General features: G+C 68.5%; 18 protein-coding genes and 5 pseudogenes. 15 read left to right on the top strand and 8 right to left on the bottom strand.

Annotated features, from left to right (window positions below):
• Nucleotides 1-183: 183 nt before the first annotated feature.
• The 3 genes and pseudogenes from S1361_RS38205 to S1361_RS38200 all read left to right on the top strand — a co-directional run.
• Entirely contained in the window at nt 184-2,229 is a 2,046-nt protein-coding gene (locus S1361_RS38205) for a PA14 domain-containing protein (RefSeq protein ID WP_208029900.1), read from the top strand.
• Nucleotides 2,229-2,492 (top strand): annotated as a pseudogene (locus S1361_RS39750) (GNAT family N-acetyltransferase); the annotation flags it as partial. The gene S1361_RS38205 and the pseudogene S1361_RS39750, both read left to right, overlap by 1 nt.
• 154 nt (nt 2,493-2,646) lie before the next feature.
• A pseudogene (locus S1361_RS38200) lies at nt 2,647-3,113 on the top strand (transposase); the annotation flags it as partial.
• A 5-nt stretch (nt 3,114-3,118) separates the two neighbouring features.
• Here the strand turns inward: S1361_RS38200 and S1361_RS38195 are convergent.
• Nucleotides 3,119-3,703 (bottom strand): hypothetical protein, encoded by a 585-nt coding sequence (locus S1361_RS38195; RefSeq protein WP_208029901.1) that lies wholly within the window; start codon nt 3,701-3,703, stop codon nt 3,119-3,121.
• Nucleotides 3,704-4,007: 304 nt separating this feature from the next.
• On the opposite strand from S1361_RS38195, the pseudogene S1361_RS39990 reads away from it, so the two are divergent.
• Nucleotides 4,008-4,188 (top strand): annotated as a pseudogene (locus S1361_RS39990) (NF041680 family putative transposase); the annotation flags it as partial.
• A gap of 133 nt (nt 4,189-4,321) precedes the next feature.
• Here S1361_RS39990 and S1361_RS38190 read toward each other — a convergent pair.
• The gene (locus tag S1361_RS38190; protein ID WP_208029902.1) at nt 4,322-5,464 is read right to left on the bottom strand and encodes a hypothetical protein; all 1,143 of its coding nucleotides are present in this window, start codon (nt 5,462-5,464) and stop codon (nt 4,322-4,324) included.
• A 362-nt stretch (nt 5,465-5,826) separates the two neighbouring features.
• On the opposite strand from S1361_RS38190, the gene S1361_RS38185 reads away from it, so the two are divergent.
• The 3 genes from S1361_RS38185 to S1361_RS38170 all read left to right on the top strand — a co-directional run bounded on the left by S1361_RS38185 (nt 5,827) and on the right by S1361_RS38170 (nt 7,842).
• Nucleotides 5,827-6,564 carry an aminotransferase class I/II-fold pyridoxal phosphate-dependent enzyme gene (locus S1361_RS38185; RefSeq protein WP_208029903.1) on the top strand — a complete coding sequence of 246 codons (738 nt, stop codon included), beginning with the start codon at nt 5,827-5,829 and terminating at the stop codon, nt 6,562-6,564.
• Between the two features lie 56 nt (nt 6,565-6,620).
• Complete coding sequence (locus tag S1361_RS38180; RefSeq protein ID WP_208029904.1) at nt 6,621-7,370, top strand: maleylpyruvate isomerase family mycothiol-dependent enzyme; 750 nt, start codon at nt 6,621-6,623, stop codon at nt 7,368-7,370.
• 61 nt (nt 7,371-7,431) lie between these two features.
• Nucleotides 7,432-7,842: an SbcC/MukB-like Walker B domain-containing protein gene (locus S1361_RS38170; protein ID WP_279577646.1), complete on the top strand. Its 411-nt coding sequence runs from the start codon at nt 7,432-7,434 to the stop codon at nt 7,840-7,842.
• 865 nt (nt 7,843-8,707) lie between these two features.
• Here the strand turns inward: S1361_RS38170 and S1361_RS38165 are convergent.
• Together S1361_RS38165 and S1361_RS38160 are read right to left on the bottom strand one after the other, a co-directional pair.
• Entirely contained in the window at nt 8,708-9,205 is a 498-nt protein-coding gene (locus S1361_RS38165) for a hypothetical protein (protein WP_208036360.1), read from the bottom strand.
• Complete coding sequence (locus S1361_RS38160; protein ID WP_208036359.1) at nt 9,202-12,486, bottom strand: polymorphic toxin-type HINT domain-containing protein; 3,285 nt, start codon at nt 12,484-12,486, stop codon at nt 9,202-9,204. Before S1361_RS38160 ends, S1361_RS38165 begins: the two co-directional genes overlap by 4 nt.
• Nucleotides 12,487-13,119: 633 nt before the next feature.
• Here S1361_RS38160 and S1361_RS38155 point away from each other — a divergent pair.
• From S1361_RS38155 to S1361_RS38145, 3 genes are all read left to right on the top strand, one after another.
• Nucleotides 13,120-13,530 (top strand): hypothetical protein, encoded by a 411-nt coding sequence (locus S1361_RS38155; protein WP_208036358.1) that lies wholly within the window; start codon nt 13,120-13,122, stop codon nt 13,528-13,530.
• 178 nt (nt 13,531-13,708) lie between these two features.
• Nucleotides 13,709-13,888, top strand: coding sequence for a hypothetical protein (locus S1361_RS38150; protein WP_208036357.1), 180 nt, complete (start codon nt 13,709-13,711; stop codon nt 13,886-13,888).
• A 238-nt stretch (nt 13,889-14,126) separates the two neighbouring features.
• Complete coding sequence (locus tag S1361_RS38145) at nt 14,127-14,291, top strand: hypothetical protein (RefSeq protein WP_208036356.1); 165 nt, start codon at nt 14,127-14,129, stop codon at nt 14,289-14,291.
• 830 nt (nt 14,292-15,121) lie between these two features.
• On the opposite strand, the gene S1361_RS38140 is transcribed toward S1361_RS38145, so the two are convergent.
• Nucleotides 15,122-16,201, bottom strand: a complete 1,080-nt coding sequence (locus tag S1361_RS38140) for a protein kinase family protein (protein ID WP_208036355.1) — start codon at nt 16,199-16,201, stop codon at nt 15,122-15,124.
• A 195-nt stretch (nt 16,202-16,396) separates the two neighbouring features.
• On the opposite strand from S1361_RS38140, the pseudogene S1361_RS38135 reads away from it, so the two are divergent.
• Nucleotides 16,397-16,651, top strand: a pseudogene (locus S1361_RS38135) (transposase family protein); the annotation flags it as partial.
• Between the two features lie 70 nt (nt 16,652-16,721).
• Here the strand turns inward: S1361_RS38135 and S1361_RS38130 are convergent.
• Both S1361_RS38130 and S1361_RS38125 read right to left on the bottom strand, forming a co-directional pair.
• The gene (locus S1361_RS38130) at nt 16,722-16,922 is read right to left on the bottom strand and encodes a hypothetical protein (RefSeq protein WP_208036354.1); all 201 of its coding nucleotides are present in this window, start codon (nt 16,920-16,922) and stop codon (nt 16,722-16,724) included.
• A gap of 3 nt (nt 16,923-16,925) precedes the next feature.
• Complete coding sequence (locus tag S1361_RS38125; RefSeq protein ID WP_243769471.1) at nt 16,926-17,696, bottom strand: NUDIX hydrolase; 771 nt, start codon at nt 17,694-17,696, stop codon at nt 16,926-16,928.
• 670 nt (nt 17,697-18,366) lie between these two features.
• Between S1361_RS38125 and S1361_RS38120 the strand changes: the two genes are divergently transcribed.
• On the top strand, nt 18,367-18,957 hold the full coding sequence (locus S1361_RS38120; RefSeq protein ID WP_208036353.1) for a hypothetical protein: 591 nt from the start codon (nt 18,367-18,369) through the stop codon (nt 18,955-18,957).
• Between the two features lie 132 nt (nt 18,958-19,089).
• Here the strand turns inward: S1361_RS38120 and S1361_RS38115 are convergent, their stop codons facing one another.
• Nucleotides 19,090-19,599 carry a hypothetical protein gene (locus S1361_RS38115; RefSeq protein WP_208036352.1) on the bottom strand — a complete coding sequence of 170 codons (510 nt, stop codon included), beginning with the start codon at nt 19,597-19,599 and terminating at the stop codon, nt 19,090-19,092.
• Between the two features lie 100 nt (nt 19,600-19,699).
• On the opposite strand from S1361_RS38115, the pseudogene S1361_RS38110 reads away from it, so the two are divergent.
• The 3 genes and pseudogenes from S1361_RS38110 to S1361_RS38100 all read left to right on the top strand — a co-directional run.
• Nucleotides 19,700-20,350: pseudogene (locus tag S1361_RS38110) on the top strand (IS701 family transposase); the annotation flags it as partial.
• A 228-nt stretch (nt 20,351-20,578) separates the two neighbouring features.
• Nucleotides 20,579-21,514, top strand: a complete 936-nt coding sequence (locus S1361_RS38105) for a transposase family protein (RefSeq protein WP_208036351.1) — start codon at nt 20,579-20,581, stop codon at nt 21,512-21,514.
• Between the two features lie 264 nt (nt 21,515-21,778).
• Nucleotides 21,779-21,997, top strand: coding sequence for a 3'-5' exonuclease family protein (locus tag S1361_RS38100; RefSeq protein WP_208036985.1), 219 nt, complete (start codon nt 21,779-21,781; stop codon nt 21,995-21,997).
• Nucleotides 21,998-22,668 lie beyond the last annotated feature (671 nt).

The following is a 22,668-nucleotide window of genomic DNA, read 5'->3' as shown; positions in this document are numbered from 1 at the left end:
GCAGCGAGCGCAACGGCCGCCGCACGCTCGTCTGCCGCTGCCGAAACTAGAAAAAGCGCGTCACCCGGGGGCAACCAAGATCGCTCCACAGGAGTCACACATGCACCACCAGCGTCAACTGGTGACGGGTGACGGCTGGGGTCACCCGTTGGACGTCGCTCTGGAAGGCCCGCGCTCCCTGTGATGACTCGTACCCGACTGACCACGGTGGCCGCGACGGCCGCCCTCACTGGCGGCCTGATCACCGCCGCCCCGGCGTCCGCGGCCGTCACCTGCGCCTCTCCCCTGTGGAAGGCCCAGTACTTCGGCAACACCACCTTCAGCGGTACACCGAAGCTGACCGCCTGCGACTCCGCCGTCTCCGAGAACTACGGGGACGGCGACCCGAGCGGTGTCACGCTGCCCAAGGACAACTTCTCCGTCCGCTGGTCCGTCACCCGGGACTTCGGCTCCGGCGGCCCCTTCCGGCTCTCCGGCAGCACACAGGACGGCATACGCGTCTACGTGGACGGGGTGCGGAAGATCGACCTGTGGAAGAACGTCTCCACCACCGTCGGCAAGACCGTCGACCTGACCGTTGCGGCCGGCAAGCACACCATCCGCGTGGACTACGCCGCCTGGACCGGCCGCGCCGAGGTCCGGTTCACGTACACCCCGCGCACCGACGCCATCGTGGACAAGGTCAAGCCGCTCGCTCCCACCGGCCTCACGGCGGCATACAGCCGGGACACCGCCAAGACCACGCTGCGCTGGAGCGCGAACAAGGAGATGGACCTCGCCGGTTACCGCGTGTACCGCCGGCTGAGCACCACCCAGTGGGCCAAGGTCAGCGGCTCGTCACCGCTCACCTCCCCGTCCTTCGTCGACGCGCCGCCCGCCACCGGCCAGACCTTCCTGTACGAGGTCCGCGCCGTCGACAAGGCGGGCCACGAGTCCACCGGCAGCGCCGACGTCACCGCTGTCACCGTGGACCGTACCGGGCCGGCGGCGCCGGCCGATCTCACGGCGGTCGGTGACGCCTGGTGGACCAACCTGACCTGGCACGGGAACGCCGACGCCAAGACCTACGAGGTGTACGCCGCGCCCTCGGCCACCGGCCCGTTCGAACTGCTGGGCACCACGGCCGCGACGTCGTACCGCACTTACGCGCCCGTGAACACCACCCGGTACTACCGCGTCCGCGCCCTCGACGCGCTTGACAACCCCTCGGCGTACGCCACCGTCACCGGTGACGGCGTCGACCGGACCCCGCCCAAACCCCCGACCTCACTCGGTTCCATCGCCGAGGTCGGCTACACCGACGTGTACTGGAAGCAGCCCGACGGCTTCGACGAGGACTTCTCCAACGGCGGGAGCTACCACGTCTACCGCTCGCCCGGAAAGACCCTCGACCCGGCCGCGCTCACGCGCGTGACCTGCGATCGCGATGATAGCGACGAGACCTCCACCGGTGGTCTCTGCCACGACGTCGACATGCCGGCGGGCGCGTTCGTGACGTACGCGGTCGCGGCGGTGGACCCGGCCGGGAACGAGTCGGCGCTCTCCGCCCCGGTCGTCGTCCGCACCGGCGATCGCGTCGCGCCCGCCCCGGTCACCGGTCTGAAGGCCACCCCACGTGCCGACGGCGTGTTGCTGAGCTGGTCGGCGTCGACCGAGGAAGACGTCGACCGCTACCTGGCTTGGATCGGCACCCGGCAGGCCGACGGCACGGTCAAGTGGCTCGGTTACGGCTGTGGGGAGGGCACGAGCGATCCGCTCGCGGTCCTGTGCGGCGACCTGCCCGACGGAGAGACGCACGTGTACGCGGTCGTCGCCAGGGACCGCTGGAACAACGCGCTGTCCCCGAGCGACCCGAAGGCCGCGGTCGTCGAGGCTACCGAGCTGGATGTGCGGCCCTCGGTGGCGGTGACGCAGGACTGGAACCTCGGCACCCTGGGCCACGCCACCGTGATCGGCGGACCGGACGAGGACGGGCCGTCCATTAATTGGCAGTGTGACAAGGCCGCCGAGTGCGACACCGTCGCGGGCTACCGGATCAGCAGGTGGGACACGGCCACGCGGACCTACCAGCCGCTGCACACCGGACTGCTCCCTGCTCAGACGCGCGCCTACACCGACACCGAGGCTGCGCGCGGTGGCACGTACTTCTACACGCTGGAGGCGGTGCGCGCCGACGGCAGTGTCGCGGGCACGTACGGGTGGAACTGCGTCTTCCAGGACCGCGTGTAGATCTGCTGCCGGTACCCGAACCCGCCCACCCCGAGCTGACGTGCGCGTGGACGACGACGAACTGCTGGGGGCGTACGCGGACATCAACTCGCGCGCCTACGGGTTCCCGCTGGAGGACGGGCGGGACGCACTCGCCGGGTCCGCGCTGTGGAAGAACGCAGTGTTCGCGTACCTGGGGCTGCGCGATGGCGTCCCCCGTGACCTGCGCCGCCTGCGTCGAGGCGGACGGGCGGCTCTTCGTCGTGCTCGTCACCACCGATCCGGCGACGGCGGCGGCGTCAGCGGACCCGTGTCCAGCGTGTCCTGCCAACGGGCGCGTACGGTTCCACGAGCGAGGCGGGAATGCCGACATCGAGGAAAGGGTCCACGGCATCGCGCCCCCTTATCTCAACTCACCCCGCAGATCCACCTTGCTGCCGGCCCCTGGCCTTCGTCCTCACCGCCGTACAGGCCGGGGACGCGCCCGCTTTCGCCGAGGTGATGGCTCGCCTACGCGTTGCCCGGCCCCGTGGACGGCCCCGCACCAGACCGGACGTGGTCCTCGCCGACAAGGCGTATCCGTCACGCGCCATCCGCAAACACCTGCGCCAACGAGGCACCCGCGTCCCGGCGGACCAGCAAGGCCACCGGCTGCCGCGGGGCAGTCGGGTCGGCAGACCCCTGCCTTCGACCGTGCGGCCTACAAGCAGCGCAACACCGTTGAGCGGTGCATCAACCGCCTCAAACAGTGGCGAGGCATCGCCACCCGCTACGAGAAGACCGCGACGATATACCTGGCTGGACTCCACACCGCGGGGATCTTCTTCTGGTCGCACGATGATCCAGACAGAGATGGCGCAAGGGGCAGCGGGCAAGCGGGGCCTGGCCCAGCTCGCTCTCCCTAGCACAGCTACGCCTCGTCGAAGTACAACGGCGACAGCCTGGCTCCCCGCTCCGAATCGTCTACGTCAGGCGGCGTGACGTGGGCGAGGTCACCGTCGATCGGGATGTCGAACTTCCGGCCGATCTCAGCGATAGCAACTCCAACCCGGCCGCGCAGCATACCCAGCGCCTGAAGCCCATACGCCCATTGGACCCGATCCCGATCCCTGGCCCACCGGATCGGATCCCGACCGTTAGGCGGGACATCCGGGAATGTTCTGTCGGTCAATCTGCGTGCTGACTCCACATCGGTCAGCCACTGCCTCACAGCGGCGCGCATCGCGCGTACTTGCTCCCGCAGTTCCTCGGACTCGCACCGCTCGACCTGTTCGTTCAGATAGGTACGCAGCGCCTCGATGGATCCCCAGGACCCATTTTCCTCTTCGAGATCATAAGGCGCATGGAGCACCCGGTGGTCCTCCAAGCGGAGCAGGATCGATCTTGCCCGCTCGCGCTCACTCTGGCTGAACTCCACGCTGGCGCTCTGCCCGAAGAACGAGAAGCTGATCGTCCGTAACCGACCGCGCCAGCGCCAGCGCCACTGCTTGAACATCCCCACCTCCAGCTCTGCCAGCAAGAGCCAGCATTTCGCACTCCCAGTGGAGAGACCAGGCCGACCCTGTTGGCCGGGGGTTGAGCAATCAGTCTCCGCTCGGGTAGCGGAGCACCCGCACGTACGCACGATGATCCGAACGAAACCGCCTAGCCGCCCCGCCGACGCGGTCAGCTCGCCAACATGGCCTGGAGGTCGCTCAGCTACAGCTCGTTCGTGCCACGGTCCGCCGCCTTACTCTGCGTCCAGGCAACGATCGCCGGGTGCGCATCCTCGTACTGGGCGCCACACGCAGACCGGCTCCCCGGCCAGTGCACCTGAACCGTCTCGTCCCGGGCCTGGCCGACCGCCGGGTTCGAAGAACCGCCGCCCGGCCACCCGTCATGACGTGGGCAGAGCCGTCGCCACCGGCGAGGCATACAGCCGCCCCGCCCCACCACAAGAAGGGCACCAAACCCCGTCGCACCAAGGAGCGGCAAACTTGACGGCCTGGGCCATGTGCAGCGGGCACGGGGCCGATGGATTTCACGGGGTACGTCGGTGGATCTCAGCTCAGTGATCATCGCTGTGGCAGGCGTCGCAGGAACCCTGGGAGGAGCGCTACTCACCCAGCGCGGCTCAGAACGAGCGAAGCGCCTGGAAATAGAGCTCGTTCGAGACCATGAGGAGGTCCGCGAGAACCGTTCTCTGCGGCGCACCTGCTACGTGGAACTCAACCGGGATGCTCGGCAGTTCACCACCGCACTCAACCGCCACCTGCACGTCATGAGGGAACGCGGCGTGGAGGAGGCCGACAGTGACGCACTCGAGGGGGCGAAGAACGCGCATCGCGATCGATATTCCGAAGCACAGATGATCGCCCCAGAAGAAGTACTCAGGCGAGCGAGTGTCGTCAACCAAGCCCTGAACAAGGTCTACGGCCAGGTCAAACGCCTCGAACGCGGTGCCCCCGAACCAGGCGAAACGATGGAGACCGCGGCACAGGCTCAGTACGAGGTCTGGGAGATGCTCCGAGCTATGAGAACCGCTATGCGCGATGACCTCGGTGTATCGCATGAAGATTGAGGGCTGACACGTTTGCGTCGACCAGCTCCCGGAGGATCTGCAGTACCGCCGCGATCTCCGTTCCGGGCGAGGAACACCGCCGGGCAGGGGTGCGAGCTGTAGGCGAGTAAGGTGCCTGTTCGGCCTTCTGGACTCCAGGATGCGGTCCATAGCCTGTTCGGTGACGTGCCGGGCCTTGCGTACCAGGCTGATCTGCTGGGCCGCCTGGCTGGCATCGAAAAGGGCCCCGCTTTCCCGGGCAAGATCGGAGAACGGGGCCCTGAGCGGTGGTGCGGGAGCACTCAGCCGACGGCGATGCGGGTCTTCCACCAGGAGCTTGGCCCGATAATCTCGGTCCCCGAGCCGGTCATGGCGTCCTGGCCGCCGGCGTAGAAGCGGACCGTGCCGTCGGAGCGGACCGTCCACACGTCGGGGATTGCCGTCGCCGTTGGCGTCCGGGGCGCCAAGGACGTGCGGTATGGCGGCGGTGAGCCAGCCGGTGCCAGTCCAGTAAATGTCGGTGCCGCCGGAGGAGTTCGCGGCCGATACCAGCGAGGTGAGGTCGGTACCGCCACCGGAAGCGGCGATTGCCTTGCGCGGCAGCAGCCTGCCCGAGGCGTCGCTGCGGTAGACGAGATCGGCCACCTTGTCGCCGGAGACGTCTTGGGCGAGGACGATGTCGCGCTCTTTCCACGCCGAGCCGGACAGGCGGAGCAAGATCAACTACCCGGGAGACGTTTGGCGCGCCGCCGTGGCGAGCGGGATCATCATCGCCCGCACCGCCCGCGACTCAGCCACAGCCGGGAGATGAGGCCGAACCGATGCATCAGGCCGGTAAAGGTGGGCATTGCACGCGAGCGGCACGGCGGCGCAGCCGATGCCCGACCCGGACTCGTCGCCCTCCCGGGCCGCCGTGGAGGCGCTGGACGCCGCGACGCCATCCGGGCCGCGATGCCGTCCCCGCCGATCTCCGGCGCGGCGGCCGACCGGATTGCCGGAGCGCTCGGCACCCCGAGCGCGATCGGCGAGAAGGCGAACGTGACAGCATTCGTGGTGCGGCGGGTCTGCGGGCGGTTCCCGTGCCGGTCGACGAGCACGGCATCGACGTACGCGCGCTGACCGCAACCGACGCCCGCGCGGTCGTCCTCACCCCCGCCCACCAGTGGCCGACCGGCGTCGTCCTCGCCCCGGAGCGCCGGCTGGCCCTGGTGGGGTGGGCCAGGGACCGCGACGCGATCCTCATCGAGGACGACTACGACGCCGAGTTCCGCTACGACCGGGAACCCGTCGGCGCGCTCCAGGGCCTGGCCCCCGACCAGGTCGTCTCCCTGGGCACCGTCAGCAAGTCCCTCGCCCCCGCCCTGCGCATCGGCTGGACCCTCTGCCCGCCCGACCTGGCCGGACCGCTCACCTGGCACAAGCACCGCAGCGACCGCGGCACCCCCACGCTGGAACCAGCTCGCCCTGGCCGGGCTGATCGAGTCGGGCGCTTCGACCGCCATCTGCGCCGTATGCGCGCCCGCTACGCGGCCCGCCGCACCGCCCTGCCCGGCGCGCTCGCCGAACACGCCCCTGGGCAGCCGGTCACCGGCCTCGCCGCCGGCTTCCACGCCGTCGCCCACCTGCCCAACGGCGCCGACGAACAGCACGTCGTCGCCGCCCGCGCCCGTTCCGTCGGCCTGTACGGCATGAGCGCCTGCCGCGCCTCGCCCGCCACCGCGCCCGCACAGCTCGTCCTCGGCTTCGGCAACGTCGGCGAGCGGGCGATCAGCGAGGGCATCGCGGCCGTCGGCCCGCTGCCGGGCCGAAGCCCGTGAAGACCGGGAAGCGGCACGCCGCGTGAGTCGAGCAGCACGCCGTAGAGTGCCGGGCCGTGACCGACACGCCCGAACTCGACCGCGCCGACATCGCCCAACTCCTCGACGACGTACGCAACTCCGCCCATCGCCTCCGCGCCGGCCTCGACGGGCTGACCGATCCGCAGGCCCGCGAGCCGTCCGCGCTTCCCGGCTGGAGCCGCGGTCACGTCCTCACCCACCTCGCCCGCAGCGCCGACGCCTACCGGTGGCTGCTGACCCTGGCCCGCACCGGCACCGAGCCCGGGCCGCGGGCCGACGCCGCCGCCCTGGACCGGGCGCTGCGCGAGGGCGCGGGGCGCGACGCCGCGTACCTCGTCACCGATCTGCACCGCAGCCTGGACCGGCTGTTCGACACGGCGGCGGCCATGCCCGGCGACCGCTGGGCCACGCCGGTCACCGCCCTCGCGGGCTGGCGGCACCCCGCCTGGTACACCCTGCACCGGGCCCACCGCGAACTCGAGACCCACCACGTCGACCTGAACCTCGGCCACACCGCCGCCGACTGGCCCGCCGGCTACGTCACCCGGACCCTCGACGAGACGATCGCCGCCCTGACCGCACGGTCCTTTCCCGTCGCCCGTATCGAGGCGACCGACCTCGGCCGCTCCTGGACCCTCGCCGACGCCGGACCCACCGCCGCCGGCCCCGGCCACGCGCTCCTCGCCTGGCTCACCGGCCGCGGCCCGGACGCCGTCGTCCGCTCGGACCGTCCGCTGCCCGCCCCGCCGCCGTGGCCGCAGCCGCCGGTGCCCGGCTGGGGCTGACCGCTCACAGCGGGGGCTGGGCCGGGGCCGGTCCCAGGGTGGTCGTGCCGGGGGCGGTGCGGTGGCCCAGGCCGGTGCGGTAGGCGTCCAGGGCGGCCTCCACGCGGCCCGTGCGGCACAGGAGGTCGCCCAGGAGGCGGCAGAGACCTTCCAGGCCTCCCTCGCCCTGTCCCTCGCCCTGATGGAAATGCACAGCCGCAGCGGAACCCGTCTGGAGAGCCTCTTCCTCGACGAAGGCTTCGGCACCCTGGACACCGCCGCCCTCGACAGCGCCCTGCAGGTCCTGCGCTCCCAGGTCGGCCCCGACAAGCTGCTGGCCGTCATCAGCCACCTGCGCCCCGTCGCCGAGACTGTCAACGACGTCCTATGGGTGGAGAAGGACCACCGCGGCTCCCGGGCCCGCTGGTTCACCGCGGCCGAGCGCGACTCCCTAGTCCGCGACGACCTGCACAACCTGACGGACCCGGCATGACCTCAGACGCTCACAGCGGCCGGTCGAACACTCAACGCCCCAGGACGCCAGGCCGGTGCCCGAGGCCCAGATTCCGCAAGTGGTCGACGAGGACCGGGGCGCGGCTCGGAAGCCAGCCCCAAGACTTCACACATTTCCGCCGTCATCAGCTTGCGGAAGGAGGAGGAGCCGGGGGCGGCTGGGTTCGGGGACGATGTCAGCGGACCTCAACCAGCATGCCGGTTGGGTGCACATCCGGGACGCCGCGCGCATGCTGGCCTGGGAACTGACCGGTACGGTGCCGTCGACGCTCGGCGGGTGGCTGCGCCGAGTCCGGTTGCCGACGGGCCACAGCCGACCGCGCGGCCCGGACGACTTTCTTCGACCCACTGTGGGACACCGCCGAACGGCGGCGCCGCTGGGCGGGTCAAAGGCGCATCTGCACCGCCAAGCCCTCTGCCTCGCCTCCTACGACCAGGAGCAGGACGCGGCCGGGGAACGCACCGGCTCCACCACCGGCACGGTGTGCTCGCCCGGCACGGCTGGTCTTCGAACTGGCCGGGGTGTGATCGACTGCCAGGGCGCCGACCTGGCCGGCGTGGGGCGCGACAGATTCGGAGCGAGCCAGGGCGAATCCCATCGCAGTCCGACTCCGCCTCCAGCGCCAGGCCATCGGCACCCTCGGCAATGCCTCGACCCGACCAACGCCCCGACGGCCCACCCACCGCAGCAGTCGTCCGCTGACGTTGCCGTCACCCCATGCCGAAGCCCCGCCAGGACGCACCTGACGGGGCTTCGAGTTTTGCAGACCTCTGAACTCAAGCAGGGCGGAATTGCGGAAAACGCAAGGCTCGACCCATTTTCGCCAACGGCGGCTACTCGCTAATCAAGGCAACATGCCGCCGTAACTTTCAGTGAAGCTACGAGAAACTTCCCGGATTTCGGGATCGCTACTCTCGGCAGCTTTGCCAAGCACGGCACCCAGAGCGTCCCATGCTTCAACCTCGGCCAGCATGTCAGCCAGTCTGAGATAGTCTTCGGTCTCACCCTCAGACAGGCACTCCAGCACTACCCGCGCGAATTGCGATGGATCAATTTCTTTCCGGGCTGCCCGGATAGCCTCGCTGGCGGGCAGCGTCCACCCGGTCGACAAGGAAAGGTCAACCAGTAGATTGAGTAGCTTCGGAACCTCTTCAGGGAAGAGGCGGAGGAAATCCAGAGCGGCAGATCGATCCCACGCCGAACTGCTTGAAAGCGCCTTCGCCAGCAAGTCTACACGTGAGGGCAACTGGTTCACCTCGGCGCGGCATCGAGCGACCTCTTGCTCAGCTGCCACCAAGGCACGCCATTCCGCTATCTCCAGGGCACCTCTTTCTGTACTCACAGCTTCTTCCCTATGTTCTGCCAATTCATCCCTTGGATGAGTCCTACATAATCATCGAACGACATGCGACGCGTTGGGTAGATGGTGTGGTGCCCAAGCGCGCGCGGACCTCCGACCTCTCTTCCGTCGGCGATAACGCCCAACCCGTCAGGAAGAGGGCCCGTAGGGGTACGAACCTGCCCCTTCAGGCCGATACGCCTGGCGTTCTCCACCGAGTCAAACGTCGAGAGTCCCTGCACATCCAGAGATTTCAGTTGTTCAGCAGTAGGCCCATTGACGAAGCCATTTGCATCCACATCGATATCTTTCCCTGGGCGAACCCTCGGCCCACCCACCGTGTACAGAGGGCAACTGCTGTTGTGAACGAGGATCGGCGCGTCGCCCGCCAGCACATAGTACGTGTGGAGGTCGCTGACGGTGAGGTTGTACATGTCCGCGGAGCCGGCGCGCACCTTCACGGCGGTGATCCGTACGTGCCTGTCGGTAGCGGTGTTGAGCGTGTGCCCGGGCTTGAGCTTGCCAGCCTCTACCCAGGTGTGGGTGGTGTCGTCCCAGAAGGGGTGCAGGGAGGTGGTGCGGAGCGTCCGGATCTTCCCGTCGAGGTCCTGTACCTGTACGTCGATCAAGTCGTCGTCATGATTGACGAACGCGGCCGTGACCTTGCGTGAGCCCTTGTGCTTTCCGCTTGCGGGGTCTCCGCTCTCGACCCGGTCGCCCGGCTTCACCTTGTTGATGGGCTTGGATGTGCCGTCGGTGAGGAGGACGAGGGTGTCGGGGTCGAAACTGCACGGGCCGCCTTCAGTTCGCGCGCCTCGCCGGGCCCCACGGCCGGCCACCCGGCCGGCTTGACCGTTACCTCCAAACAGTCCTGCTTCCGCCCCGGCTGCCATCAAATCGGTGGGGTTGAACCAGTCCTTCCCGCAGTCCCAATCGCTGTCGCAGGAGTACATTTTCGCCTTGATCCGGTCGTATTCGGCGAGACCGTCTCCCACCGCGCAGTCGTAGCGGTGGGGCCCACACTGGTATTCGATCCGGTGGCGGAATCTTTTGGCGACTTCTTCGAGATGAGGGTTGTCGGCCGGGAAGTAGACGCCCGGGTAGAGCTTGACGTGCCACTCACCGTGCATCTTCACCATGTTGTTCGAGTCGCCATTGGCCGCAGCAGGCAGCGGGCCCGGGTATCCCGCCCCGCTGGACCTGGGACCGCCTACTCCGCCGGCTCCCGGTGGCGCCTTCGTGATGGTTCCGCTGTCACCGCCCACCACATTTCCCCGAGGCACGCCGATACCGCACTGGTCGGGGTGGCAGAGGCCGGTGGGGTCGCTCAGCGTGGCGGGGTTGTTATTGGCATAGGCGTAGGCGTTCAGACTTTGTGGGTCGGCCGGGGCCATGATCGGGTCGACGCTGATGAATCGGCCGGTCGCCGGGTCGTATTCGCGGGCGCCGAGGTGGGTGAGGCCGGTGTCTTTGGTGTCGTCGGTGCCTCCGACGAAGCCCTTGGTGCCGGGCCAGTCGGTCGGCTTGGTTCCTCGGTTGCCGCCGAAGGGCAGGGTGCGGCGTTGGGTGAGTTTCTGTGTGTCTGATGCGATGGCGAGTTGGGCGGTGCCGTGGTGGTCGGCGAGGGTGAAGGAGATGGTGCCGTCGTTCTGCTGGACGGCCTGGTTGCCGCCGCCCAGGTCGAAGTAGCGGGTGGCCTTGGCGGTGGTGCTGCCCTTGGGCAGGGTGATTTCTGTGGCGCCGAGATAGAGGGTGGTCTCTGTGGGTGTGCGGGATATGAGCCGGTTCCCGTCCGGGTCGTACAGGTACTCGGTGGTCTTGCCTGCGGCGGTCACCTTGGCGAGGTGGCCCTCCGGGTCCCAGGTGAGGTTCTGGCCGTCCCCGTTGAGGGTGCGGGTGGTGGTGTTGCCGGCTTCGTCGTACGTGAAGCTGTCCTGGACGGTGCTGGTGGGACCAGTCGTCGTCACCGAGGACAGCGCGTGCGGCAGGGCCTTGCCGGGTTCGGGGTAGGCGTAGGTCCGCTTGGTGTCCTTGGAGGAGTCGCCCGCGAGGTCATGCAGGGTCTCCGTGCGACGGTTGCCGGTCAGGTCGTAAGTGTATGACTGCCAGTACGGCGCGGGGCCGCCCAGGACGCTGCCGCTGGGAGCGGTGGCGCAGGTGGTGGTGTTCTGGGCCCAGGCTTCGGTCAGGCGGCGCAGGTAGTCGTAGGTGAAGCACTGGTTGTCGGTGCCGTCGCGGGAGACGTCCGACACGGACCGGACGTTGCCCGTCTCGTCGTAGTGGTAGGTGTTGCTCTGGTCGACGCCGGCGATGTTCTCACGGTCCACGCGGGAGGTGGCCAGGCGCTGGGTGCCCCATTCGTAGGTGTTAGTGGCCCAGGTCTTCTTGCCGCCGTTGTTGGACAGTTCGTACTGGAGGGGCTTGCCGGTGAAGCTGTAGCTGGGGGTCGCCTTGATGCCCTGGCTGCCGTCGAGGACGGTGGGGCGCAGGGTGGCGTCGTCGTAGGTGTAGGCGACGGTTGCCGCGGGCAGGGCGCCGGCTTTGGGGTAGCCGATGCCGGCTGTGAGCCCCGATGCCTTGTATGACGTTGTCGAGAGGTAGGTGCCGGCCAGTTCCTTTTCTGCGGCCGGGATGGTGATCGAGGTGCGCAGCGGCCGGTAGAGGTTGTCGTAGGCGACAACCTTGCTGGTGTAGGCGTTGGTGCCGTCGTAGCGGGTGGATTCGACGAGCTGGCCCTTTGCGTTGGTGACGGTGTCGTACACCCACTTGGCACGCAGGGTGCCGGTGGAGGACTTCTCTCTTACCTCGGTCTTGCGGCCGAGGTTGTCGTAGCCGTACCACAGGCTCGGCGTGTCCGGGCGGTTGTCGTCGGGGGTGTCGGGGCGGGCGTCGTCGGTGGTGGTCAGCTGGCCGCGGTCGTCGTAGGTGCTGAGGGTGGTGCCCTTGTCGGGGTCGGTCGTTTTGATCTGGCGGCCGAGCAAGTCGTAGGTGTATGTCCAGTTGTTGCCGGCGGGGTCGGTGACCTTCTTCAGTTCGCCGCGGGGTGTGTAGTCGTAGGTGGTGGTGTCGTAGGCGGCGTCGATGTTGCGGGCGTGGAGCTGGCGCAGTGCCGTGGTGTGGCCTCGTGCGTCGATGAGGGTGGTGGTGGCGGTGCCGCCCTCGGGTGGGATCACGGTGGTGCGGTCGCCGTAGGCGATCTGTCCCTCGGCTTGCATGGCGCGGATCGGGGTGGCGTCCGAGGTGTCGGCCCCGTCTTCGGCGACGACACCGACGAGCCCTGCCACGCCTCGACCTTCGCCGACTCCCCCAATCGCAGGTCGACACCCGGCAGTACGTCCGGATGCGGTACGGCTCAAGCAACACCACACCGTGCTTGCGCTCGCACACCCGAAGCGCCTCCCAGACCCTGACCGCGCAGAACGTCAGCCTGAAAGCCGGGAGCGTGGCCACCAGCCGATCAACGAACACCAGCTGATGACGGGCGCCGGCGCCGCGGTGAACGGCACGTTCTCCGCGAACCGCAGGGACGCCGCGGCCCACCAGAGGCGGCCCCGGATGGCGGGGCGATCCAGAGACGGCATGGCTCCCCCACCGGCCCGGGTCCGTATGCCCGTCATAGGGTCGATTCCAGTCACAACCCTGTTGCCTGGCCGAATCCAGTGCCATGCTGTGACCGCGGTGATCCTCTTCCTCCCCCAGGCTGAGGCCCCCGCCCCATGGCCCCGCCCGTGTGCTGTCACCTGGGCGGGGCCGCGCCGTCCCTCCCCGCCTCCCCACGGGAGGGCCGACGGCTGCGCAGACCAGGAAGGCGAGGGGCTTCGGTACCTGCACCCGCCGGGCCCGCCTGGTGATCACTGAGGCAGACCGGCTTCGGTTGCATGGCGGGGGACGTCCCCACACGTGGGACACGGGAGCGGGTGTTCGGCGAGAACGATCAACGCGTGACGTACTTCTCTGCTCAGCTGAAAGAGCCGGCGGCTGGCCTGCCCGCCTTCATAGGCGGACAGACGGAAGAGCTGGACGGCCTGTTCGTCGCGGACATCGGCGAACGCGTCCGGGAGCCCAGCGTGCAGTTCGAAATCCCGTTTGCCGGTCGCCGCGTCAGCTACCGTCCTCAAAGGCAGAGCATCGAACTGTGCGGCCGGCACAGAGGCGTCGATGGCGACGGCATGGGCGGCCAGGGCTGCGAAGATCTCTATCAGCCGCTCGCCCACCGCAGTGTCTATGCCCCAAGTCCGCAGGTTCTCGTGCCGGTCAGCCTGCCGCCCTGGCTCCTGGTCCACCAGCGGCAGCAGGACACGACCCAGGTGAGCGCAGCGACGCCATAGCGTGTCGGGATCCGAGGTCACAGTGGTTCCTCTCTCCGGCGAGTGGAACACCCGCAGCCGAGCGCCAACTGACCTACACAGCCTTCCAAGGCTCCCCTACGCGTAGGGCACGTACAAGACGGGACTGTTCGCTGTGCCCGAGCCGTGGGACCCGCCCGAACTCACGAGAGTCCCCACCGTGCTGGTGCGCCAGGCCACCTTCGGGTCACCGGGGCGGTTCACACAGGTTGCTGCTGCGGTCGACGACCGCTACGGCGGCGCACACTTGGACTGCCGCGCGGTCCCAGCGCTCGGCCTAGTCCTGAACGCCGTGGTGCTGTGGACCGCGAAGTACATCCACGCCGTCCTTGCCCAGTGAGCTGGTCCTCCGTCCCGTCCCGGTATGCCCGGTGGATGGTGCCGCGTGCGGTGGCCCAGGTCCCCGCGCGAGCGTGTGGCGGGGCTCCTGCATGGAGCTGCCGGTTCATCTGCCAGCTGCTCAACCACCAAGTGTGAGGCTTGGAACCCAACGTGAGCGACCGTCAGCGCCACCCGATACATTCGCTCCGATCCAACTGAGCGGCTCCGATCGGAGCCACCTGACCCGGAGGGGGAGCGTGAGCAGCGAGCGCGAGGACGAGATAGCCCGGGGAGTGGCCCACGGGATGGCCGAGCATTACCGGCGCCAGGCCGACCAGCAGAGCCGACAGTTGCTCAGCTGCGCCCTGCTCTTCATCATCGTGGGCGGCGGACTGATCGCGTACATGTGCTGGAAGACCTGACAGCGCTCAGGAACGGCAGAGAAGGGGACGGTGTGACGGCCCTCGACCCGGAGTAGGCGGCAGCATGAGCGGATGCGGCCGCGCGAAGTCACGGCGCATGGCGGAGGCCCTGGCGGTGCGGCCCGCCGTGCTGCCCGACGGCCGGTCTCCGGCGCCCCAGACCCTCGGCTATCTCCTCATCGAGGTCCGCAGGGCTGGCGCGGCGTCGATCGCGCCACCAGCCTCCCCCAGTGCGGCAAGGCGCTGCGACTTCCAAGGCAGGGCCGGCACTTGTACTGCTCAGTCTGCGGGCAGGAGACCGCCGACTGCACCGCCTGCGGCAACGTCCGACGCGTGGGCTTCCGGAACCGCAAGGGCCTACCGCGCTGCAAGATGTGTCCCGGCGAGGACGACCGTGATCCGGTCACGATTGCCCATGAGTTGATCGCCGAGATCACGCAGGGCACCGACCGCGACGTGACGGCTGTAGCTCTCCGCAGGTCGGCACCCACCCGTACCCACTATCGGCAGCGGCGAATCCTGCGCACGGCCATACGGCACTCCCTGACAGCACGAGCACGTCTGCATCCGCTGCCCGATGCTGCACGTCACCCGTCCCCAGATGCTGACCCGTCTCGACGAACTTGAGAAGGACCTCCTCTCACGCCGCGACCGTGCGGAACTGAGGGATGCGCCAGTGAGGTGGAAGGACTCGACCTCAACCTCACCCCCGTCCTCCTCCACTCTGAGCGCGAGAAAACCCAGGCATGGCACGCCGACCCGCTGTCGGCCTTGGACCCACACCGCGCCGGGTGAGGGAGAACCCGTGAGGCACGACTGCGGGGCACATTTCACTCCGATGCTGACGCTCTGGCAAGGGCCTGCCGGACCTCGGCTGCGGGGAAGGGAGTGCGCTTTGTCTCCGTAACAAGTCGATGGGCAAAGTCGTCCATGACGACGGCGTGCGGGGCATGGCGATCAAGGATCGCCATGATCCCGGGAGGAACGCCGTCGGGGCGGCGGCCTGCGATCCATTCACGCAGGAAAGTCCCGAGTTCCGTGTCACCGCGCACGGCGGCGGGCAGGTGGTGGCGCAGCAGATGCCACGGTGCGTAGCAGCGGTCATACACGAGGTGGTCGGCAAGGAAGGCGGTTTCCTGAGCCGAGAGCTCGAAGTAGCGGCTGAGAGCGAGCCCGAAGTCCGCGAAGTACACCTGTTGACCGTCGGTCAGCAGGTTGGCGAAGTGCGCGTCAAAGTGCACCAACCCGCGTGAACTCATGAACTCGGTCCCCTGCACCAGCGCGTCTTCCACCCACAGATAGGTGGAGTCGCCTCCCGGCTCCGTGCTAGCCGCGTGACGGGGCGCGCTGAGCCAGGCTGCGAGTGTCTGAGGCACGTGCTCCAGGAAGAGCACCAGGCTGAGGGAGGATCTTCCGATGGCTTCCAGCCGATGACGTACAGCAGGCGATCCCTCCCAATGCGCGACGGCTCCCTCGACGCCTCCGAACTCATCGGCGAAGTCGGCCGGAGGCCGGTCCGGCAGAACCCGCCAGTGGTACATGAGCGGGAAACCGGCAAATTCGTCCCTCAGAACCCACGCGGTGGTCATGACGTGCGCGGCTAGCTCGCGCCAGGCCCCGAACCCCGCCGACCCCACCCCGTACTGGTAGTAGAGAGGGAGCTCGAACAGGTTGGCGGTCGAGCGCACGTGTTCCGGCCGCAACTCGATGTCCGTCAGCGGGATCCGCTTGACGAAGACAGGTATCCCTGCGACCTCCATCTCGACCCGTCTGCCACCGATGCCCGAGCCCAGTGCCGGCGCGGCAGCCACCGCATCGCCGAGCCTGCGGTCGCTGAGTAACGAGAGCTGTGCTCCTACGGCCGCATAGGCGGATACACGTGCGGCGGGTAGTGGCTCGGTCTCATCCATCGTGGCTCCTGCCTGACATCACGCTGCCGCTGTCGATCATGCCAGGCGTCGCAACGCGACTCCCGAAGTTGCCGTCAACGGCTCCCCAAGAAGCCGAGACAGCCAACATCGTCCGCCACGGCCTCCCGGCTCGTCCGGGAGGCCTCCAAGTGTCAGCAACCGACGAACTGTCCCCTCAACCGCGTCAGCAGCCCCGCCAACCTACGATGCGGACACACCTACGCCCAGCTGGCCACCGGGTTCGGCATCAGCCTCAGCACCGTCTACCGGTACGTGAGTGAGGCCGTCGAACTGCTGGCCGCTCTCGCTCCCGACCTCGCCGAAGCGGTACGCGCCGCCTCCCGCAAAGCCTTCATGATCCTGGCCGGAACCCTCCTGCCGATCCACCGTATCGCTGCTGACCAACCCTTCTACTCCGGCAAACACAAGAACCACGGCATGAACGTGCAATGCTCCTGCATGGCGGCCGAAGTCAGCCCTATCCTGTGACCGGCGATCCGGACCCCGCCGAAACCCGCTCCTACAGGTTGATCTGCTGGATGCGGTAGGCCTCCGTAAGGGGCAGGCCCGGGAATCGCCGCGACAGCAGCCGGGCAGGAACACCGGTTCGCGCAGCGTCGGCCAGCTCCCGGGCCAGCCCCGCTAAGACCTCCTCGTCCACCTCCAGGCGGCCGGCCATCTGTCCGGCCGGATGGTTGTTGGCGCTTGCGGGACTGGCCATCTGCTACCTCCGTATGCCAGCCTGATCGGTCGTGCCGTCCGCGGCATGGCGCGCGGCCAGCACCGGTAGGAAGTCGGCGCAGCGGCCACCGAGTCCCGCGACGTCGGCGTCCGATCTGATGAACGCGATGCGGTCCAGTTCCGGCGTTTGGCCCTGGGCGCTCTCGGCGGAGACAAGCCGCGTGTACTGCTCGGCGAGCGTGTCGGCCGGGCACGTGGGAGCGCGGAAGTGCACGCCGACGTTGCCCATGTCGCCGCGGGTCAGCGTCCACAGCTCCAAATCCTCGGAGGGGACTTCGTGCCCGACTTCCTCCGCGAGCTCCAGTGCGGCGTGCCGGCGCAGGCTCTCCACGTCCAGGGTGGCGCCAGCCTCGGGCGGCTCGATCGTCCCGCCGGGCAGCTGCCAGCGCCCGGAATGCGCAGTGGACGACGCCATACGCCCCACCAGCAACCTGCCGTCATCCGTGGACTGCGCAACGGACACGAACACCGACGGGGCGGACACGGCGTGGACCGGATCCAGCCGCAGGACGTACAGGCGGTAGGTCGCCCGGTACCAGGTCAGCAGCAAGGTCTCGGAGTCCTTCCACTCCAGTCCCGCGCACACCACGGTGGGCCCGTCGAAAAGTGACGGGTTCACAGCGACGGCCTCTTCCCACCTCCGCTTCATGGCCGCCGTCTGGGCATTGGTCAGCCGGGGCGGATCCGTCTCCGCCAGGAGCAGGCGGCGGACATTGGAAAGCTCAACTGCGGGCGAATGCGGTTGGTCGGGCAACGAAACCTCCTGGTGAGTGCCCTAGGCGGGTGACGCTGATCAGAAACGCCATCCTGGCGCGACCCCGGCCACGGGCCCCAGACCGTACCTACTGCCGCCAGGCTTATCGGAACAGATGCTGTGCCGCTGGGAACACAACCCCAAAGAGTGGCCCGGGCAGGACTACACGATGATGTTGTGCCGCGCCTACCGGGCCACACCCGAACAACTCGGGCTGCACGAGGTTGCGCGTGTACGGCAGTTGTCGAGGTGGAGCGCGGAGCTGATCGGATACGGTCACCACGACGCTGGCGTCACCGCATCCGGTCGGCAGGAAGGGGCGGATCCGATGACCACCGACGCGGGGCGCTCCCCTCGGTCAGAGAGTCCCTCCAGCTCGCGCTCCTGGCAGAACCCGAGGGCAGCCCGCTGGTCGACGAACTCGCCGAAGCGCAGCCGACCACTACCACCTGAACTACAGCAAGCACCCGTACCGGTCCTGTTCAAGGAGGTCCGCGCAGCCCGCAACTTACTGGCCCAGCTGCTTCCTCCCGGCACGGATAGCACCGAGCTGCACCGCCAGGTCGGCCGGCTGTCGGGACTGCTGGGCAACCTGGCTTTCCACACCTGGACGACCTGGCCGGCGCACGCACCCACCTGGGCACCGCCCTGTCATACGCCAACCGGTGCGGTGATACGGCGCTGGCGGCGTGGGCTTACGGGGCGCAGAGCATGGTGGCCCGCCACACCTCGCGGCGCGGCCGCGGCCCCCGCCGGCCTGATCCGTGCCCAGCTCCACGCCTGGGCGCTGCTGCCCACCCTCGCCCAGCAGGGCCGCGACCGGGAGGCGACTGCTGCCCTCGACGTGGCCGTGAACGAAATCGAGGCCGACCCGGCCGGTCAGGCCCCGGACCGTTTCGGCTTCGACGAAGCCGAACTCGCCCTGCATCAGGCCGAAGCGCACCTCACGCTGGACCGCACCGACCAGGCCCGCGCCGAGGCCGCCGCGGCCGCCTGCACAGCCGGCACCCCCGGATGGGCCGCCGCCACCCTCGTCCTCGCCCAGGCCGAGGCCTCCGACCAACCGTCCGACGCCGCTCAGCGCGCCCTGGACATCCTCGACCGGGTACCGCCGAGCCGCCTACGCGCCACCGCCCGCACCCGGCTGCAGCGGCTAGAGGGCCTGCTCGCCGCCCACCCCGCCGAATACGTGGCCGATCTCTGCGAACGCCTGCGCACCCTGCCGCCTCCTGTGGACGCGTCCGGCGCCGCATCCGCGTGACGCCGTTGTTGGACATGGCCTGGCTACGGCGCGGGGGGGCAGAGGGCGGTCCGGGGTCATTCGTCGTCTTCCCCGGAACCGTCGTCGCTGTTGTTTATCGCGTCGTAGAAGGCCTCGTCGTCGTACTCGACGCTACTGGGGCTCGAAGAGGTCGTCGTCTGGGTCGATGCCTTCGGATGACCGCATCACCTTGACCAAGGACTGTTCTGCGTCGGCGAGTAGGTCGGGGTTGTCCAGCCAGATGCCGAACTCAAGACCCAGCCGTGAGCTTTCGGTTCCGTTGGTGCTGCCCAGCCACAGCCGTTTGGGTGTGAAGCCGGTGACGTCGGCGACGCCGACAGGCGATCCGTTCTCGTCGTGCCACCAAAGGTGTCCCAGGAGGAACATCTTGGCGTGGATGAGGGGCACGGGACGGCCTCCGGTCTTGCGGAACCCGAACGAGCGGATGCTCGGGACACGCAGTCCCTCTGTCCGGGGCGAGTAGGGGCCGATCACCGGGGGCGGGCCGTCGTAGCGGGAGACCAGCTCGGTCATCTCGGCGAAGACGTCGGCGGGGAAGCCGTTGCCCTGCTGCGCGTACTGCTTGAGCCGCTCGAACTTCTCCCTGCCCCGCTTCTTCAGCTCCTGCTTCGTGACGACCACGCACGCTGACGGGAATTGGTCGATCGCGCTCAGGAGAGCCGGGTCGTCCAGCCAGGGCACACATACAAGGACTGCGGGTCCGAGGGACCGGTACTGCCTCTTTGCGACCAAGGGCGAGTTGGCCCGCGCAATGATCCTGCGAGCCCTGGCCTCACCTCTGCCGATCGCCTGGGTGACGGGCGACTGTGCCTACGGACAGGAATGGCGCATGCGCCGCACCCTGGAAGAAGCCGGTGTCGGCTACGTCCTGGCCGTGCCGAAGTCCCAGCAACTGCACGCTCCCCTCGGCCGTATCGACCAGGCCATCGCCGATGCCCCCGACGAGGCATGGGAACGCCACTCCTGCGGCGACGGCGCCAAAGGCCCGCGCCTTTACGACGGGGCCGCCGAACGCCTGCCGACGATCGGTGTCTTCGACGGCGGCCGGCCCACCACGAGCGATGGGTACTGGGCCGCCGCAGCCTGGCCCGCCCATGCGAGATCGCCTACTACCTCGCCTACGCCCCCAACGGCACCAGCGTTGCCGACCTGATCCGGATCGCCGGCTCGCGCTGGGCGATCGAAGAAGCCTTCCAGGCCGCAAAGAACGAATGCGGTCTCGACCAGTACGAGGTCCGCCGCTACCGGGCTGGTATCGCCACATCACCCTGGCCATGCTCGCCACGCTTTTCTGTCCGTCGTCGCGGCATCGACCACCGAAAGGGGGGCCGCAGAAACGACCCCACCAGCACCATCCGCTTCACGGTGGTAGAGATCCGCAGACTCCTGGACACTCTCCTGCCACGGCCCACACCCCGCCTCGGAGCAGCCATCCACGCCCTGAACTGGTCCCTCTGGCGCAGACAACACCAAGCGAGCGCCCGCCGCTGCCACTACCGAAGAAGAACCAGCTCAGGCAACGATTTCTGACTGGAGTACTAACGAGCTCGTGCACGGTAGGCGGTGAGGCGTCGAGCTTCTGATCGTCGATCATGGTCGTGTGGTGGGGAACGCGTGTCGTGCAGCGATCATCAGCGACCGGAGGATCACAGGCCTGTCGGCTGACGTGATTGCTGAAATCGTCGCTGAAGTCGGGCCGTTGTGGCACGAGCGACACCAGGCCAAGCTCGCGTCCAGGCCGCGGAAGCTGGCTGTGGGCGCGGGTGTGAAGCACCGGTTGGTGTTCGTCGACCGGCTCCTGGCGACGCTCGTGCATCTGCGCCATGCCGTCACGCATGACGTGCTGGCCTGCTGGTTCGGTGTGGATCGCTCCACCATCACCGGTGCCATCGGCGAGGTGCGGCCACTGCTGGCCCAGCGAGGGTGCACCATCAGCCCCGGTGTGCGGCTGCGGACCCTGGCCGAGGTCGTCGAACACCTCGGAACCAGCGGGAAGACCGGCATCATCGACGGAACCGAGATCCGCGTCAGGCGCCCGGCCGCCGGTCGCAAGGACCGGGACAAGTTCATCTCCGGCAAGAGCAAGCAGAACGCGGTCAAGACCATGGTCGTCACGGACGGCGACGGCCGCGTCCTCTTCTGCAGCCCGGCTCAGCACGGTAGCTGCGCAGACATCACCCATGCACGCCAGTTAGGACTGGTCAGGCTCCTGGATGGCGGGCCCGCACTGGAGATCCTCGCGGATGCCGGCTACCAGGGTCTGGGCGCCCAGACCGGTGGACGCGTGGTGACGCCACCGCACCGCAAGTTCAAGAAAAGCGCCCCGGACTGGTACGAGGAGATGCACGAGCGGCAACGCAAGGCCCACTCCTCCCGACGCATCCGCGTCGAGCACGGCATCGCGCATTTGAAGAACTGGCGAGCACTGGCCCGCCACCTCGGCCGCCGCGAACACATGAGCGACACCGTCCAAGCCATAGCCGCCCTGCTGTCCCACCAACAGACCGCCGGCCTGACCCCAGCACGAACAACGTGAAGCGCCAAGCTCCCGACGAGGCCCACGACGCCTCACCGCCTACCGTGCACGAGCTCGTTAGCCCCCTTGGTTCGGACAACCACGTCTCCTACCGGCTTTACGCAGCCCGGCACCTGCAGCGGGTGCCAAGCCCGGGCAATCACGCCGGGCCAGTCCCCCGAAACGACGACCGAGCCGTCGACCGGAAGCCGGCGGCGGTTCCGGGGCCGGCGACACCATGGCCGCGCTGACGACGATCCGCGCTTCGCCTCGACAACATTCGTGGTGATCGACTTCGAGGGCCTCACGCCGATAGGACGGCCCGCCGAGCCGATCGAGGTCGCGGCGCTGGCGCTGCGCCCCCGGGATGGCCGACTGGTGGAAACCGGCAGGTTCGAGGATCTGATGCGACCGCCTGCCGACGTGCCCGTGACCGTGCGGGACGTCCAGCTCAAGGGCATCACCCAGCGAATGCTCACCTCGGCTGCCCCCCTGCTGAGGTGATGGCGCAGCTCAACGCGCGCCTGACTGCGCCGCCGTACCGACTGGTCGCCCAGCACGCCCCCACAGAAGCCGGAATCATCGCCCACCAGGCAGAGCACTGTCCCGTACTCGCCGCGACGCCGCTGCTGGACACGTTGCGCCTGGCCAAGGCCGTCGTGCCCGGGCTTGAGGGGCCAGCGCTCACCGCATCGGGGGCCGCGGCGACCTGGGCGGCGTGCGCGGGCCCTCGAGACCCGGCTCGACAAGATCCGAGAGGCCCGGGTCGAGAAGGTGCGCGTCACCGAACGGTGGATTGCCGAGACCTTCGGCCTGAAGCCGGACCTGGCCGCGCGTCCCTGAGGGACAGCCGTACCCCCTCCCCCCGCACCGCTGCCGGCTGCTGATTCCATTCCCGTCAGCCGGACCGACCACCGAATCACCAGGGCCCCGGCCCCCACGCAGCAGTGGGAGCCGGGGCATCGTCGTGTTCATCGCTGTCGTCGTGCAGTCTCGCCACAGCACAAGGTTGTCCGAACCCCGCTCGAGCGGCCTGCCCCGGCACTCATTCGTCCGCGGGCTGCAGCTGTGAGAGCAGGAGGCTGCCCGAACCGGGCCGCAATGGCTGTTACGGCTTTAGCGCAGGATGAGTGGGCCGACCGGTGGAATGTGTGTGGTGATCCCGGCCGAATGTG

This window comes from Streptomyces cyanogenus (assembly GCF_017526105.1).
Lineage (GTDB): Bacteria > Actinomycetota > Actinomycetes > Streptomycetales > Streptomycetaceae > Streptomyces > Streptomyces cyanogenus.
This window is presented reverse-complemented; position numbering and strand designations above follow the sequence as displayed.